Origin of the sequence: Peribacillus sp. B2I2 (genome assembly GCF_041261685.1) — a bacterium.
GTDB lineage: Bacteria > Bacillota > Bacilli > Bacillales > DSM-1321 > Peribacillus.
Genome location: NZ_JBGCCB010000001.1, coordinates 4,396,194 through 4,412,017 on the forward strand (window position 1 = coordinate 4,396,194; position 15,824 = coordinate 4,412,017).

Below are 15,824 nucleotides of genomic sequence, written 5' to 3' on the forward strand. Positions count from 1 at the left end.
CTGTATTTGGTAATAAACCATTCTTATTTAATACTCCAATTTATCTTTTATTAGTTTTAGTGTTATATTGAGCTTTACTACTTCTATCAAACCCATAGAAATGAATTAAATAACAAGCTTGCCAACTAACCAACTATTTCAAGTTCATTAACTATCCTTTCGATGTTAAGTTACGTTTTGTTCCCAAGAAACATAAATTACCCTTGCCTTAACCTCAGTTAAGCAGACTTTTAACAAACTATATTTTTCTTAAATCTAGCTTACTCATTTTTATTCTCCTCTTTAAGAGATGCAACAAGCTTCTAATTTGAATTACTCACTTAAATGAACCTAATTGGTATTCTGAAGTCAATTTAATTGATGACCATCCGTGTTGTTTACCTTTACTAAACTTTACCCGAAGGCTAACTGATTCCGAATCCTCATCCCAAGTTAAAGTATTTTGAATTGCAGTTGGTGTCTTAGTGTATACTTTTATTTGACCATTAATCTCGTTGTGTTCTCTGCAGTAACTTACGTTCTCATTATAAATTGTAATTGCCATCATAGCCTTTCCGAAAAGGTTCTCAATCCCCTGCCTCAACTGTTGCTGCGTTGCCCTTTCAAGCGGGGTACCCAATTCTGTTGCAATAACCTCTAAACTTTCCATATGTGTTAACTCACCGTTTAAGTATCTTGCTTTTACCTCTTGAACATTAGACCTTAAATCGCCGATATTAAAAAATGTTGGTCCTAGAATCGTCCCTATCCCAGGGTTCTTCGTAGTGATCTTAGCACTCTTTCTTGATATTGCTTTTAAGGAAATACTTTCAGTAATATAATCATCATTTACTCTCAGGATTAATTTAATATCACCTGTATCAAGCGCATCACTAATGTAGCTATCTGGAACTAAGTCAATACTTTCAACCATGTATGTATTGTATTTTTCTTTCAATTTTTCTTTTATAACAGGAACGATAGTGGAAGTCGAACTATATAATCTTTCTAATGTTTCTGCACTTACAAGCGAGTAATATTTATTTAACAACTCTATACATTTATTTCCATCAACCTGAGCAATGAAAGGATATTCTTTCAAAAAATAAAAATATGTAAGAGACTCGTGACACTTACCAATAGCATTACTGTCATTCTTATTGGAAGTACCTTGATGTGTATCGAGCACAACCATCATTTTTTTAATAGTAATATCATTGATGTGTTCTATTTCAGGTTCATTTGGGAAGTTCGCAAAACTTACAGCAAGTTTTATTGAAGAAGTCGGACTACTTTCAAACTTGAATCTAAGTGTTAATGCAACCTCTCCAAACTTAATTCCTACCGAATCATTTCCAGAATTATATAATCTAATATCATTAAATTGTGGGGTGCCTGGATTAAATTCTTCAACAACTACATCTTCGTCATTTTTACCGTAATACGTAATGACGTTAAAATCCTCAGTCATAAACAGTACGTTAAAAGCATGAAAGAATCCTGCATTTCTTTCATTATAAGAATTTTTCATTAAAAAAAAGCAATTCTCACGCAAGCTATACAGAAATTTTTTTCTATAATGGTTTATTTCTTCTGTGAATTTTGGAAAGTAATTCTTTACAATTCTTTTTAATTCTTTTTTATTGGTGATAAGTGTACTTTCTTCCTTTAATTCCACTAGATCCTTTAAAAACTTTAAATAATGTTTTTCAAATGCTTCATTAAACATATCCTGTAATTGTTCAGATAAAAAATATTTAGAAAAAAAGCTTTTGGCTCCTGGATTTTTTGGCTGTATTCTCCGACCCTTACTTAATGAAAATAAATTAACACTTATCGTTTTATGATTGTCTAAATGTAAATATAGGTCTTTCGACTGGTCTGGGTTTTGAGTTTCAAATTTTGAGGTTACAGATATAATATTTGGATAGCGAGATTTTATAAAAAGCACAGTTTGTTTAACCGTACTTGGAAAATAATCAATATCTTTTTGTTTTAAAGTTTGAGATAACGCTGTATAAACAAGTTCTACATGTTTATCACCTATAAGTCTGGGGTTTTTCCTCATTTTTACCACACCTCTATAACAATTTATTATATATTAATTAACACCGTATTTGAAATTACATCTAATGCATACAACTAATTATTGGTCTAGAAAAAACTGGTATTGCTCCAAAATTGATGATAAAATAATTGTTTATTTTATCATGTAAGGAACTAATAGGGTTGAAACCTCAAGAAAGAGGACTAGTAAAATACTGAACAGAATTATTAACTTTTTGAGAAATTCCATCAAAAAATTAAAACAAGCATAATCGATTATAAATCTTCGGTTTCAATTGTGATATCCCCAAAACTTTAAATCCTTAAAATTATCCCCAATGTTAATATAAATCCCGAGTAAGATAAATCCAAATAAACAAAAAATGGATAGGTCCCTTTGATTTTCGAAAGGCTCTATCCACTTCTTCTTTATATAAAAATAAATATTTCTTACTTTATAACAAAGCAATATAACTATTACCCTCAGCTTTTACCAATCTTCTTCATCTTCATCCCAATTATCTTTAGCCTCTTCAAGACTTTCGATTAAATAGTCTAGGAAATTATCAGCTACCTTTCGACCATAGCCTTCTTGATTATCCCACATAATAACTGGGCATTCACCATTCTTCATTTTATTAGTATCGAGACAATAGGCAAATTCATCAACATTTTCTATAACAACTATCCCGTCAATTAATTGATAATACTTCTGATAATCTTTAGTGGCATCTACTACTGCAGGACCTGTTAAACCATACCCAATTATTTCTACACCAAAAATGCCACCATAACCATAGTTTCTTAAAAACCATTTATAGCTATCCGGAAGTGGGACTTGTAGTTTAATTTCGGTTTCTTTAACTTTTTCATCACTTACTCCACCTGTAAAATCAGCTTCTTGACGATTTGTTTTAATAAATTCTTGTAACTTAGAATACTTCAACTAATTCACATTCTAGTCTTGAGTTCCGTATTCTTTCCTCTCCCCTTCCAATACTTTGAAATCCTTAATTAAATAAGATGGATTATTCTTCAACGTCTTCATGTAATTTTTCTAAAAATTCATTAATATCATTCGCTAGAAAATACATATTGCTCATATCATCAGGATTTTCAGGTTCTTGCTCATGATCCCAAAAATAAATATTATCCATATAAGGAGCTTTAGTGCCTAAGCATATAGTATTACCAGCAGGATCATCAGCTATTGGAATAAATCCTTCTGGAAGTCTATACTCATATATGTCTATGACCTTTTCCAAGTTATCATACATGTCACCTATCCCATTAAATACATTCAAAACACTTTTTCCCTGCTCTTTAGATATATCAAAAATACTTGGCTCAGGAGTTCCCCCATTCCATTTAAGTAAAAATCCCTTATACTTTTCCGTTAATTTCACATTATTTTCTGTTTCAAATTGCTCTATCACTTCTAGAGAAAGCTTATTATGCGAGTTTTCAATTCTAACCATTTTTAAATCCTCCTCTTATCTATTTTCCATTAATGGTTCATCCTTGGAATATTTCTGGAATTTTATCTCGCCATACTACTAGTAATTCTATAAATTGCTTTGTTTCTATCGAATTTTCATAAGGTCCTTCATTTCTAAAAAGGTTTTCTACAATTGTTACATCTTTTTTTATGAGTACACTTGTAGCATTTAATTTAATTTGAAAGTCCTCATATGTCCGTTTAAAACCTTTTCGATATAATCTATATATTCATCGACTTGGTCTACTGTTGCAATATTTTCAATGAAATCTGTGAAAAGACAAATTTCTTCCGGCAAAACTATTCCTAAATCACCAAATGGATCTTTCTTAAACTCATATGAATATTTCATACGATTCGATCCCCTTTTTGATTTTCTAACAACTTAACGATTTCCACTTGCCCTTGTTCCCTTGCAAAAGTTAATGCGTCCATATCTTTCTTTGATTCACCACTATATTTAACATTCGTATCTATACCACTTTCAATTAATAGTTTTGCAATTTCAACATGCCCATTACTAATTGCACCAAACAATGGGTTTCTTTCTGGTTCGCTTACGTCCATATCAGCTTTACAAGATAATAAATATCTTACTATATCAATATGCCCTGCAGAAGCAGCTTCGTTCAATGCTCCACCACCGTATACTCCACCTAGCCCATTAATATTTGAACCAAGTTCTATTAGTTTTTTAACTATATTTAACTCCCCTCTAGAAGCTGCGACATGAAGCCACGTACCAAAAGGAGTCATCATATTTAAATGTTCAGCATTAGAGCCGATTAATTCAACTACTTTTTCAATATTGCTTTTTTTTATAGCCGAACGAATTTCTTTAGCAACTTGTTTATTATCCATTCCTTAACTATTTCCTCCTTTTCGCAATATCCCCAAGTTTATTAAGCATTTCCACCATCTCTGTCTCCATCAGCATCCCTACTTTTTTAATATTATCGACAAGATTCCTAAGTGCTTCAATCCCATGTAAACTGTTTCGTTCCTTCCTTCCGGGCAACTTTACAAATCTACATAAGTTATAAAAAAACCTCGACTGACTTTATCAATCGAGGTCCGTAGAATTTATTATCGGGCTTATTTTTATTACAAAATATCGTTATTAATCCTTAAGTGGTAAGACCTTCATAAGTATTTGATTTTCATTAATCCCATTAATAAATTACTTCTAATTATCCATTTTAAAAATCTTCTTCCCATGCGTCTTTTGCATCCAATAACCTTTGTGATAAAAACTCATAAAAGTTATTTGCTGTATTGTAGTCATCAAGTCCCCCTTGTCTATTCCACGCTATTATTGGGCACTCATTATTCTCCATTTTGCTTGTATATAAACAATAAACATATTCTCCAGCATTTTCTATAACTACTAAATCCCTATCCAATCCTAATTCTCTATAACTCTTCGTATTAACAACAACTGGAGCTCTATTTGACTTAGCCACTCCTAAAATATCAACACCAAATGAACCACCAGAACCATAGGTAGTTAAAAACCACTTATAACTTTCTGGTAATTCAACCACTAGCTCTTTTTGGACAACATTGATTTGACTTTCATCTACTCCACCTGTAAAGTCATCTGATTCCTTATGTTCATTAATAAAATTTATTAATTCCTCTTTATTCATTCAATACTCCCCCTGCCAACAACGTTCAACTTTTCACCCTCCCGTTACATAAATTTTATTTTTTGTAACGCTTTTTAAACGATAGCGAGTATTATACGACCGTCTCCAGTAAAAATACAACCCAAAATTTAGAATCCACACAGTAAGAGATTACCCTTTCACGTCACCCATTGTTTATCGCCACGAGCTTTGTCATTCTCGTTAGTTTGTTAGCTATGTAATGTCCTAAACTACCCTTACCATGTAAAATGTCATCTTGCCTATTTATCGTATCTTTCTCACAAACCAAGTATTAAAACATAATGCCTTGATGGTACAACCATCATGAGTTTTGAATTTCTAGATATCGTCAACGATGTTGTCCTTTCCATGAATTATTATTTCTTTTTGGTCATTTACCTTATATTTCTCCCATTAACTTTACTTTTCCATTAAACAAAAAACCTTGAATAGCGTTTAGCCAATCAAGGTTTTCGTACATCTGAAAATATTCTTCTGTATCTATAATATTAAATGTAATACTATTTCACCCTATATATTTTATTCACTAAAGCTGACAAGTTCTTCTTCCCAGAACCCACCTTGAGTTAAAGAAACAGCGTCAATTTGATGAAGGCTCTTGGAAATCCAGTCTAACAATTCTTTAGTTGCATTTTTTTCAAGATAGGCCCTTCTTCCATTAACAGCTTTTACCTTTTTTATAAATTCTACATAGAAAAGCAAAGACTCTGCAAACTTTGCTATTGTAGAATTTATTAATACACTATTATTTTCATTATCATAATCAATATATACGACCTCAGAGTTAGATTCATTAATACATACTGGATTTCCGCTACCAGTATACCCTAAATATATAAACTTATCATACATTTTTCCTAAACTATTATTTTTTTCAGTTAGTCTAATCCCCCCACCGTTTGTTGAAGATTCGAAAGTTAGAAAAGGTGGAGCAGACTCAGGTAACCCTGCTTTAATTAAAAAATTCTTGGTTTCATTAGTTAAGGAAAATGAGTTAATATTAGATTCATCATAATTAACCAAACCATAGGTGTCACTATTCCATTTGTTCAAAAACTCCTGTGGCGAAATCATATTTTATACCTCCACTATTTATTAATAATTTACTTCAGTTGATTGTTTGTAATAATGTTATGGCTTCTTTTCTGACGTAAATACTTCTCCAATTTCAGTCAACGGGTCGTTCCCCCTAATATTGTGTTCTTTCTCAAAATTGTGTATTCCTCCAAAGCCTTTATGCAATGATTGTGGAACCGCAGCTGCTTGACCTCCGCCACCGATATGGTGATGTATTAGTTTATCACCCTTAGTATCTCTATACTGAGGAAAATGTTTAATAAAATCGTAATCAACTACAGGGACTAATCCATTCTCAATTCTTTCAACATTTGCTTCGCTGAAAAATTCAGGATGATTATCTAGTAATTCATTAAAGTGTTTCGAAGCACTTCTTTCCCATCCTGCTGCGTTAGTTCCGCTTTTTTTCTTTCCCTTATAGTTCATTTCGGTGACGAGTCTATGGTCAGCCCTGTATTCTATTGGTATTTTTTCAATTTCAATATCACGGTAAGCTCTAATATCACTATAATTAACTTTCACTGTATTTTCTACAGCATTATCTATACCCCTACCATTAACTTCCGACTCCACTCTTGCCATCGAAATCAACTGTTCTTTTAACCCAGCACCATTAACCACATTATAAGGTACTCCACCTGCCAACGACAGTTGGTTTTTTGGATTGTATGGCAATAGGTTAGGAATGGAGACTAGTTCTTTTGCTTTCGTAACGCCTTTTACTGCAGCCGCTTTTGTAGTGGCTATCCCAGTCTTCGTTACGGCTCCTGCGCCTTTTGTTCCTACTACTGATGTGACGACTGTTCCGAGGGCATAGGATACCCAGTGTGCTCGCGAGTAGGCATCGCCATTTACCATATCTCTTTCATAAGAGTCGGAGATGGATTTGGATATATATTTATAGGTTTTTATCGGGTGCATGATCGAATTGGCTACGCCTTCAACCGTTTCCCCTGGATCTGTGACAAAGTCCCAAACACCTGTCACGAAGTCTTTCCCTACATCATAAAGGCCTACGCCGATTCCTTTTGCAATGTCTGCGGTTTGCTTAGCCGCTTCTAGCTGCATAACATATTGCTGCTGGTTGGGCGCTAAGTTTTCATACCCGATCTGCTTGGCGATTTTAAGGAACTCATCCGGATCTGTGACAGGATCGAGTTGTGCCTTCAAATCCTTGAAACGGCGATTCTCTTCTTCCTCTTTCTTAACCTTCAGATACTCTGCGGTCTCTCTTTTTTCCTTACTTCCAGGTTTTTATAGGCAGGGGGGATACTACTCCTCCTCTTGTACTGGATACTTTCAATTGTTCCATGAGTGCCGCCACTGCCGCTTGGTCCGCTTCGGATTTAGCATATTCAGCCGTCCACTTATGATCGATTTCGTTTACTTTGTCTATCGTTTGGTTCCGTTTCCTTTCAGCTTTCTCCATATTCTCAAAGAACGCGTCATCAGAAAAGGGTTCTAACTGAATGATATCATCAATTCCAGCCAATATTTTTTTCAGATCATTTTTTTGGGCTATGACCATTTCCTTGGAGTTTCGACTTGCGTTTTCCAGCTCTTCCTCTAAAAAAGGGACCGTAACCACGGTTTCACTCAGGTTCGCTTCGATTGTATCTCCTTGAATTCCACTTAAAAACGCAATATGCCGATTGATCAGACGCAGCCAAGAATCCACAACATCGATCTGTGCTTTGTAAAACCCTTTAATGGCCTCTGCGCCTTGCCCCTGCAGCTCGTCATCCAAATGAACGATACTCTCAAATCCTTTTTTTAATTCCGTGAGCTGTTCTTTCAGGTCCTTATATTGTCCGACACGCGTTTGCATGGCAGAAACTAGTGTTTGAGATTCGTAAATCATCGACATTATGGAAAGTCCTTTCAACATCTTTTCTACTAACTTGATTTCATTTATATGTAATATTTTTATTCACTGTAAAATTATGGACTGATTATATTTTAGAAGAGTTTCTTCATTTATTCAAGAATTGAAGGGGCATTTTACTAAACACTTATTTTTCAAAATCAACTTTACCTAAGATTTGAAACTGTAAAAAGCCTATTTATCAGCAATACTAATTAAAAGACTCTCACTGAAGTTTATTCAATAGAAATTAATATAAATAGAGCGATTAATACTAAGATTAATCGCTCATATCTCACTTATTTTTTATCATGTATTGTTCTTATCTATACTAATCTAACATTTCATCCAAACGATAATAGAGATATATATAAAAGTCATCAAACTTTTCCTCTCCAACTTCTTCATTAATTGGATCCCAGCTTACAATTGGACACTCATTATTTCGGAATATTGACGTGTCGATACAGTACGCCAACTCACCTAATTCTTCGACCATTACATATTCTTTCGGTAGATTGTCATCTTCACGTGATTTCTCAGTAAATTTAACACAAGAAGGAATATTTGTTTCTTTTGCTCCTGCACCATAAATTTCAATTCCAAGTAGTATACCTTCACCATATTGCTCTAAAAACCATTTATAACTATCTGGTAGGCTTACATTGAGCTTGTTTTCAATATCTCCTATTTGCTCAACACTGGAGCCACCCCCCTTTCCAACCGCGCCATCGAGGCTTTAGTAAAGAAATACACGAAAGCCTTTAAGTCCAATAAATCCTTGTCTCCACACAAACTGAGGCATACCTATGGACGAACTTAATGGAGCAGTCAGGAGATATTCATTTGCTGATGACTCAACTGGGTCATACGTCGACCACAACGGCTGCCCTCTATACAAACCCTGAACAGGAGAAGGCTAAAAAGGCTGCTAAAAAGCTGGGTGAGAGAAGAACCAATTATCGTGAAAAGGATTAAATGAAAAGGAGGAGATTTTCTTTAGTATGGGTGTAGAAATGAAAACATTAGATACCATCTTGGAGTTAGTATAGTTTCATGGACACATTTTAGTTAAGTCCTTACAATGATTTTTGAGAGGATGTGTCCGTCTTGGAACGTAAGAATACAGGTAAAAAATACAATAATGAATTCAAGAAGGGAGATATATACGGCTAGAAGAGATTGAACTAGTTGGACAATCGCAATCTTCGCTTTATGTAATGTTTTTGAGCTTTTTCGTTTAGAGGATATGGAATTACATAAAGTTGTATTATTTTTCTTCCAAAATAAAAGATAGAATCAACCTTTATTTTGGATATCCCATTACTCTATCTAGATCTATAAAACTTAATTCTTAGGTTCTTTGTATCTTTCTGGAATTTTGTTTCTCCATATTAGCATTAGTTCTTTAAATTGTTCAGTTTCCATTTCATTCTCATTTGGCTTATCGAAGATATAAAAGTGGTGAAGAACCGTCGTATCTTTTTTTATCAAGACACTGGTAGCATTCCCTTCTATTTCAAATTCATCGTATTCACCTTCCATTACTTTCTGAACAATATCAATATACTCATCCACTTCTGTTTCAAATACAATATCTTCAATGAAGTCTGAGAAAAGGTTAATTTCTTGTGGTAGGATTATCCTTAGATATCCTAATGGGTTCCTTTTAAATTCATACGAATATTTCATTAGTTTATTATCTCCCGATATTTAATTTTTATATAAAGGAAATGCAGTAGCTATTGTCCCATCACGGTTTAAGTACATTCCAATATCAATTCCTGATGAAGTTCTGCCAACATATTTATTTCCATCTTTTATTTTGTTTTCAAAAGCCTCGTTAATAGCGTTATTCACCTTTACTCTGTCCCAATCTTTTGGAAAGAAAGTTGACTTTGCAACCTTCATTACTCCATTTATTTCTACCTTAGCTCTATATACTCCGTTGATATCTGAAGCTTCTTCTGTTCCTGGAACTATCTTACCACCCATCATACTCTCGTGATGATAACCAACAGCTTTTCCACGTCGGTTAATCTCTCCATGATAAACATGTCTCATAGTATCTAAAGTGAACTTATTTCCACCATCACCACTAATCTCAGACTCCACTCTCGCCATTGAAATTAACTGTTCTTTTAATCCAGTACTATTAACCGTATTATAAGGTACTCCCCCTGCCAACGACAGTTGGTTTTTAGGATTGTATGGCAATAGGTTAGGGATAGTGGCCAGTTCTTTTGCCTTCGATACGCCTTTTACTGCAGCCGCTTTTGTAGTGGCTGCCCCAGTCTTCGCTACAGCACCCGCTCCTTTTGTTCCTACTACTGATGTGACGACTGTTCCGAGGGCATAGGATACCCAGTGAGCGCGCGAGTAGGCATCGCCATTTACCATATCCCGTTCATATGAGTCGGAGATGGATTTGGATATATATTTATAGGTTTTTATCGGGTGCATGATCGAGTTTGCTACACCTTCGACCGTTTCGCCAGGATCTGTGACAAAGTCCCAAACTCCTGTCACAAAGTCTTTCCCTACATCATAGAGGCCTACGCCGATTCCTTTTGTAATGTCTGCGGTTTGCTTGGATGCTTCTAGCTGCATGACATATTGCTGCTGGGTAGGCCCTAGGTTTTCATACCCGATCTGCTTGGCGATTTTGAGGAACTCGTTTGGATCTGTTACATGTTCGAGTTGCGCCTTCAAGTCTTTGATTCGGCGATTCTCCGCTTCTTCTTTCTTAACCTTGAGATATTGCGCGGTTTCTTTTTTCCTTACTTCCAGGTTTTTATAGGCTTCACTATTTTTATATGCTGCTGCATTAAAATAGAGCGGGGATACTACTCCTCCCCTTGTACTGGATACTTTCAATTGCTCCATGAGTGCCGCCACTGCCGCTTGGTCCGCTTCGGATTTGGCATATTCAGCTGTCCACTTATGATCGATTTCGTTTACTTTGTCTATCGTTTCGGTTCGTTTCTTTTCAGCTTTCTCGATATTCTCATGGAACACATCATCGGAAAAAGGCTCTAACTGAATGATATCATCAATTCCGGAAAATATTTTTTTCAGATCATTTTTCTGGGCTGTGACCATTTCCTTGGAATTTCGATTGGCATTTGTCAGCTCTTCCTCTAAAAAAGGGATCGTAACCACGGTTTCACTAAGGTTCGCTTCGATTGTATCTCCTTGAATTCCACTTAAAAAGGCAACATGCCGATAGATCAGGCGCAGCCAAGAATCCAAGACATCAATCTGTGCTTTGTAAAACCCTTTAATGGCCACTGCGCCTTGCCCCTGCAGCTCATCATCCAAATGAACGATACTCTCAAATCCTTTTTTTAATTCCGTGAGCTGTTCTTTTAGATCCTTATATTGTCCGACACGCGTTTGCATGGCAGAAACTAGTGTTTGAGATTCGTAAATCATCGACATAATGGAAAGTCCTTTCAACTTCTTTTCTTATAACTAGATTTCATTTATATGTAATATTTTTATTCACTGTAAAATTATGGTCTACATATATTTTAGAAGAGTTTCTATATTTATTCAAGAATTAACAGGATAAGTGGCTCTTTTGTTCCAAAATCACCTAAAAACACAAAAGAGCGCTTATAAGCGCCCTCAATCCAAAACTAAATTAATTTTTCTCTGACCAGATTATGGTTAATTCTAGATATTTATTTTCTATTAAACCCCAGATAAAGCTTTGATTTCTCCCCTGAATTACTCGCCTTTTTTACCAAGAACCACCGCCAAAGCAAGAAATATATAAGGATAAGTTAATAAAGTAAGCTCTAAAAAACCGAAACTTCCAAAAACCAATATTTCTGGAGCATGTCCGTCTAAATAGTATCCTTTTCCGGTCATATACAAGCCAACAAGAAGATACGTTATTATAGATATTCCGATTAAACCATAGCCTATGATATTAAATTTAACTTCAGTAAAACTATATACTAAAATACCTAAATATAATATACCAAGCAGCACCAATAAAATCGGTATGTAAAATGGTTCATAAAAATAATCACTCATACTTTCAATTATCATCTTATCCCCCCTTCTAAACATAACTTATTCTGGATTACATCCCTTCATATAAGTACCAACCAATGTTTTATCTGGTCGCCACGGTTCTAAATTCCATGAACTTTTATAAATAGTAAGTGGATTAGCTGCATGACAAATAAACTGGTCTTTAATTCTACCTGCCTTTGAGCTACTAATATACTTCTTGAAATCAGCATCAGCTGTCACTTCACTCCACATATCCAACATAATTTTTGCTTGAGAAAGACCAGTCATACTAGACGGACCCAGTGCCCAATGAGCAGTAATATAAGCTTTAGTACAGGTTCTAGTATATACTGAAAAATCCCTTTTCCACTACTATAATTCTTATCCCATTTAGTGCTTGTATTGTCAATTGTATCAGAACAAAATAAAGGATCCGCTTTCACTGGATAATTATCACCAGAATAATTGACTGTTTGATATAGAGATTGATTTTTCACCTCTGGAGTTAGTATAGTTTCATGGACACATTTTAGTTAAGTCCTTACAATGATTTTTGAGAGGATGTGTCCGTCTTGGAACGTAAGAATACAGGTAAAAAATACAATAATGAATTCAAGAAGACTATTGTAGATCTTTATCACTCGGGTAATTCGGTCAAAGAATTAAGCGGCGAATATGGCGTATCAGAAGTTACCATTTATAAATGGGTTAAAGAATTTACTCCAATCGGTTTAGGGGAAGAGTCCATGACTCCAAAGGAATTAGCCGCCATTCAAAAGGAAAACCTTCGGTTAAAGCAAGAAGTTGAAATCTTAAAAAAGGCTATGGCCATATTCGCGAAAAAGTAACCGAAACAGATCTTACCGAATTTATTGAGGAACACAAGAAACAATATCCCGTACAGAAGATGTGTGAAATACTAGAAATCCCAAGAAGCAGCCATTATCAGTCCCTTCAAATAGTCGTATCAAATCGCGAACAGGAAAACCAAGAACTCACGAAGGAAATTCATCTCATTTACCTGGAAAGCAAGGGACGATATGGGGCTCCAAAGATTCATGAAAGCTTATTAACCAAAGGGTTTTCCCTAAGTCTAAAGCGTGTTCAACGCTTAATGAGCAAGGCGAGAATTCGTTCTATTACTAAGAAAAAATACCGTCCCTATCCATCTAAAGAAAAGGTTATTCAATTGGATAATTTGTTAAAACGAGACTTCACTACTCAGACCATTAATGAGAAATGGGTAGCAGATATTACGTATATCCATACGTTAAAAGACGGATGGTGTTATTTAGCTTCGGTATTAGACCTTCATTCTAAGAAAATAGTAGGGTATTCATTTTCTCGTTCAATGACGACAGAACTGGTCATAAAAGCTTTCAATAACGCACACCTATCACAAAAGCCCTCGGAGGGCTTAGTTCTTCATACCGATCTTGGCTCACAATATACAAGCAGTGAGTTTACTCAACATATCCAAAACCATCATATTAAGCAATCCTTTAGTCAGAAAGGTTGCCCGTACGATAATGCCTGTATTGAATCCTTTCATGCCCTATTAAAGAAGGAAGAAGTCAACCACGTACAATATCTAGACTATCAAACAGCTAAATTAGCGATGTTCCAATTTATTGAAGGTTGGTATAACCGAAAAAGAATTCACAGCAGCTTGGGTTATCAAACCCCACAAGCCATTGAAGATCGAATTAGGAATACAGCTTAAGATTTAACTTTTTAGTGTCCAAAATATTGACTCAAATCCACCTCATACTTTGTTTCAACAAAATTACCTAAACTGTCTACTGCCCAGGCTTTACCTATGTTATATATATTGTTACCATAAGAATCTTTTATGTAGAACATACCTTCTTCCTCTACTAAACTATAGTCTTCTTTCATTTCTATATCGATTTTAAATTCCTTTGGGGGCTTCCTTAGAATCAATGGAAAATATTTGGCTAAATCCACCATCTAAAATTTGATTCTCAACACTATAATCTTCTTCTGCGTTTGTAAATATAATTGTTCCATCCTCATTGTTTTCAAATTTCAAATCAGGATCATCTACTAAAACAGTAATTTCATTTCCTTCCGCGTCAGAAAAATTAATTTTATTTTCTTCTAAATTAATTTCAGCAGCAAAATCTTTTTCATTAGTAAATATTCTATCCTTATTTTCTTCGTAAGGAGCAACTTCGACATCCTTAAGTAAATCCATAGGCAAATCATCCATATTTCCGTTTACTTCTATACTTTCTTTTACATCTTCACTTATATTTATCTCTGCAAATACAGCACCATTTTAATTTAAACATACTAAGTAAAGTACATAAACCAGCTATAACCAACACTCGTTTTTTCATTTTCTTCTCCTTTTTTGTTTTTTCCTATAATGGAACATTAACAAAAAACTAGGATTGATTAATCCCAAAAATGAATTCAGGATTTCCACATATGGAATATTTCCCTTCTTTCCGTCCACTCACATATTAGATAGGTAAAAAAGCTGTGAACCACCTCTTTGTGATACCTTTTTCCCCACAAATTAAAAACCCCTGACACTAAAAGTACCAAGGGTTTAAAAGATTAATATATTTACATATAATGGGCGCATACCCATGAAGGGATCATTAAACATTTGTTTTTGAAAATCAATTTTACTGTTAGTAAGTGGCTTTATGACAAAGATGGGCTGTCCAGCAGCCACTAAATTGGCAAGCTGGACAGTATTTTTAATAGTAGCTAGACGATGGGTGATCACAAAGTTAAACTGACACGTAAATAAGGGCTATTCCTGAGGAATAGCCCTTTCTTTGTATCAAAAATTAAAAAGCCGGTATGGCAGTTTCACTATATTTCTCTTCTAAAAATTTGCGTACCTCCGGGCTTGTCATAGCCTTGGCCAACTTTTGGACTGGCTCAGAATCCACGTTATCCTTGCGTGCCACTAATGTAATCGCAAAGTCATTTTCAACACCTTCTGTGAGAAGGGCGTCATTTTTTGGTGTCAAACCAAGCGGTGCAGCGTAAGCTGGTGTTATCACTATCGCATCTGCTTCATCATACGTTCTCGCTAGCATTAATAAATCCACTTCTTTAAACTGATAGTTTTTAGGGTTCTCAGTAATATCAGACATTGTATAGTATGGACCCTTTTTTTCCTTTAAAGTAATAACTTTATGCTGTGCTAGCAATGCCAATGAACGATCAATATTCGACACATCATTTGCAATGGCAATAACAGCACCCTCTGGCAATAGATCGATTGAATCGTATTCTTTGGAATACACACCATAATTGGCAAAATAAATTGGTTTCACAGGTACAAGCTCGGCATTTTTGTTTCGATTGAATTCCTCCATATATGGAACGTGTTGGAAGAAGTTCACATCCACTTCTTTTGCCGCAAGTGCGGTGTTAGGCTGCACATTATCACTTAATACAACCATTTCCAGGTTAATGCCCTCCTCTGCCAGCTTTGGTTTAACAAGCTCAAGAATTTCCGTCATTGGGGGAATGAGTGAGGCCACTTTCAATGTTACCTCTTCCTTCTCCTGATTCTGCGTATTTTCTTTCTCTTTTCCTTCATCCGCCTTGCCACATCCTACTAAAAACAACATAATTGCTGTCATGAGAAAGAGTATTTTTTTCATGATGTTTCCCT

18 protein-coding genes and 2 pseudogenes are annotated in these 15,824 nt (G+C 35.0%); 2 read left to right on the forward strand and 18 right to left on the reverse strand.

Annotation, left to right across the window (positions count from 1 at the left end):
- Window positions 1–316: 316 nt before the first annotated feature.
- From ABIE66_RS21810 to ABIE66_RS21855, 10 genes and pseudogenes are all read right to left on the reverse strand, one after another.
- Window positions 317–2,047: a hypothetical protein gene (locus tag ABIE66_RS21810; RefSeq protein ID WP_370016260.1), complete on the reverse strand. Its 1,731-nt coding sequence runs from the start codon at window positions 2,045–2,047 to the stop codon at window positions 317–319.
- 468 nt (window positions 2,048–2,515) lie between these two features.
- The gene (locus tag ABIE66_RS21815; protein ID WP_370016261.1) at window positions 2,516–2,971 is read right to left on the reverse strand and encodes an SMI1/KNR4 family protein; all 456 of its coding nucleotides are present in this window, start codon (window positions 2,969–2,971) and stop codon (window positions 2,516–2,518) included.
- 82 nt (window positions 2,972–3,053) lie between these two features.
- Window positions 3,054–3,503: an SMI1/KNR4 family protein gene (locus ABIE66_RS21820; RefSeq protein WP_370016262.1), complete on the reverse strand. Its 450-nt coding sequence runs from the start codon at window positions 3,501–3,503 to the stop codon at window positions 3,054–3,056.
- Between the two features lie 37 nt (window positions 3,504–3,540).
- Window positions 3,541–3,875 (reverse strand): annotated as a pseudogene (locus tag ABIE66_RS21825) (tRNA-Val4).
- 14 nt (window positions 3,876–3,889) lie between these two features.
- Window positions 3,890–4,384 (reverse strand): annotated as a pseudogene (locus ABIE66_RS21830) (ankyrin repeat domain-containing protein); the annotation flags it as partial.
- Between the two features lie 338 nt (window positions 4,385–4,722).
- A complete protein-coding gene (locus ABIE66_RS21835; protein WP_370016263.1) occupies window positions 4,723–5,172 on the reverse strand; it encodes an SMI1/KNR4 family protein in 450 nt (149 codons plus the stop codon).
- Window positions 5,173–5,712: 540 nt separating this feature from the next.
- Complete coding sequence (locus tag ABIE66_RS21840; RefSeq protein ID WP_370016264.1) at window positions 5,713–6,267, reverse strand: SUKH-4 family immunity protein; 555 nt, start codon at window positions 6,265–6,267, stop codon at window positions 5,713–5,715.
- A 57-nt stretch (window positions 6,268–6,324) separates the two neighbouring features.
- Window positions 6,325–7,440, reverse strand: a complete 1,116-nt coding sequence (locus ABIE66_RS21845; protein ID WP_370016265.1) for a hypothetical protein — start codon at window positions 7,438–7,440, stop codon at window positions 6,325–6,327.
- Window positions 7,441–7,510: 70 nt separating this feature from the next.
- Entirely contained in the window at window positions 7,511–8,131 is a 621-nt protein-coding gene (locus ABIE66_RS21850; RefSeq protein ID WP_370016266.1) for a T7SS effector LXG polymorphic toxin, read from the reverse strand.
- Window positions 8,132–8,465: 334 nt separating this feature from the next.
- The gene (locus ABIE66_RS21855; protein ID WP_370017099.1) at window positions 8,466–8,825 is read right to left on the reverse strand and encodes an SMI1/KNR4 family protein; all 360 of its coding nucleotides are present in this window, start codon (window positions 8,823–8,825) and stop codon (window positions 8,466–8,468) included.
- Between the two features lie 155 nt (window positions 8,826–8,980).
- On the opposite strand from ABIE66_RS21855, the gene ABIE66_RS21860 reads away from it, so the two are divergent.
- Window positions 8,981–9,112, forward strand: coding sequence for a hypothetical protein (locus ABIE66_RS21860; RefSeq protein WP_370016267.1), 132 nt, complete (start codon window positions 8,981–8,983; stop codon window positions 9,110–9,112).
- Between the two features lie 369 nt (window positions 9,113–9,481).
- Here ABIE66_RS21860 and ABIE66_RS21865 read toward each other — a convergent pair whose 3' ends face one another.
- The 4 genes from ABIE66_RS21865 to ABIE66_RS21880 form a co-directional block, all read right to left on the reverse strand.
- A complete protein-coding gene (locus ABIE66_RS21865; protein WP_370016268.1) occupies window positions 9,482–9,826 on the reverse strand; it encodes a tRNA-Val4 in 345 nt (114 codons plus the stop codon).
- 21 nt (window positions 9,827–9,847) lie between these two features.
- Window positions 9,848–11,569 carry a T7SS effector LXG polymorphic toxin gene (locus tag ABIE66_RS21870; RefSeq protein ID WP_370016269.1) on the reverse strand — a complete coding sequence of 574 codons (1,722 nt, stop codon included), beginning with the start codon at window positions 11,567–11,569 and terminating at the stop codon, window positions 9,848–9,850.
- A 297-nt stretch (window positions 11,570–11,866) separates the two neighbouring features.
- Complete coding sequence (locus ABIE66_RS21875; RefSeq protein WP_370016270.1) at window positions 11,867–12,193, reverse strand: hypothetical protein; 327 nt, start codon at window positions 12,191–12,193, stop codon at window positions 11,867–11,869.
- A 24-nt stretch (window positions 12,194–12,217) separates the two neighbouring features.
- The gene (locus ABIE66_RS21880; RefSeq protein ID WP_370016271.1) at window positions 12,218–12,448 is read right to left on the reverse strand and encodes a DUF2599 domain-containing protein; all 231 of its coding nucleotides are present in this window, start codon (window positions 12,446–12,448) and stop codon (window positions 12,218–12,220) included.
- A 284-nt stretch (window positions 12,449–12,732) separates the two neighbouring features.
- Here ABIE66_RS21880 and ABIE66_RS21885 point away from each other — a divergent pair.
- Window positions 12,733–13,883, forward strand: a protein-coding gene (locus tag ABIE66_RS21885) for an IS3 family transposase (RefSeq protein WP_370014669.1) whose coding sequence is annotated in 2 segments (ribosomal slippage) — window positions 12,733–12,982 and window positions 12,982–13,883 — 1,152 coding nt in all. Because the reading frame shifts where the segments join, the coding sequence is not laid out codon by codon here.
- A gap of 11 nt (window positions 13,884–13,894) precedes the next feature.
- Here the strand turns inward: ABIE66_RS21885 and ABIE66_RS21890 are convergent.
- The 4 genes from ABIE66_RS21890 to ABIE66_RS21905 all read right to left on the reverse strand — a co-directional run bounded on the left by ABIE66_RS21890 (window position 13,895) and on the right by ABIE66_RS21905 (window position 15,813).
- Window positions 13,895–14,059, reverse strand: a complete 165-nt coding sequence (locus tag ABIE66_RS21890) for a hypothetical protein (protein ID WP_370016272.1) — start codon at window positions 14,057–14,059, stop codon at window positions 13,895–13,897.
- Between the two features lie 13 nt (window positions 14,060–14,072).
- Entirely contained in the window at window positions 14,073–14,378 is a 306-nt protein-coding gene (locus ABIE66_RS21895; protein WP_370016273.1) for a hypothetical protein, read from the reverse strand.
- Between the two features lie 360 nt (window positions 14,379–14,738).
- A complete protein-coding gene (locus ABIE66_RS21900; protein ID WP_370016274.1) occupies window positions 14,739–14,921 on the reverse strand; it encodes a hypothetical protein in 183 nt (60 codons plus the stop codon).
- 64 nt (window positions 14,922–14,985) lie between these two features.
- Window positions 14,986–15,813 carry a MetQ/NlpA family ABC transporter substrate-binding protein gene (locus ABIE66_RS21905; RefSeq protein WP_370016275.1) on the reverse strand — a complete coding sequence of 276 codons (828 nt, stop codon included), beginning with the start codon at window positions 15,811–15,813 and terminating at the stop codon, window positions 14,986–14,988.
- Window positions 15,814–15,824: the final 11 nt, after the last annotated feature.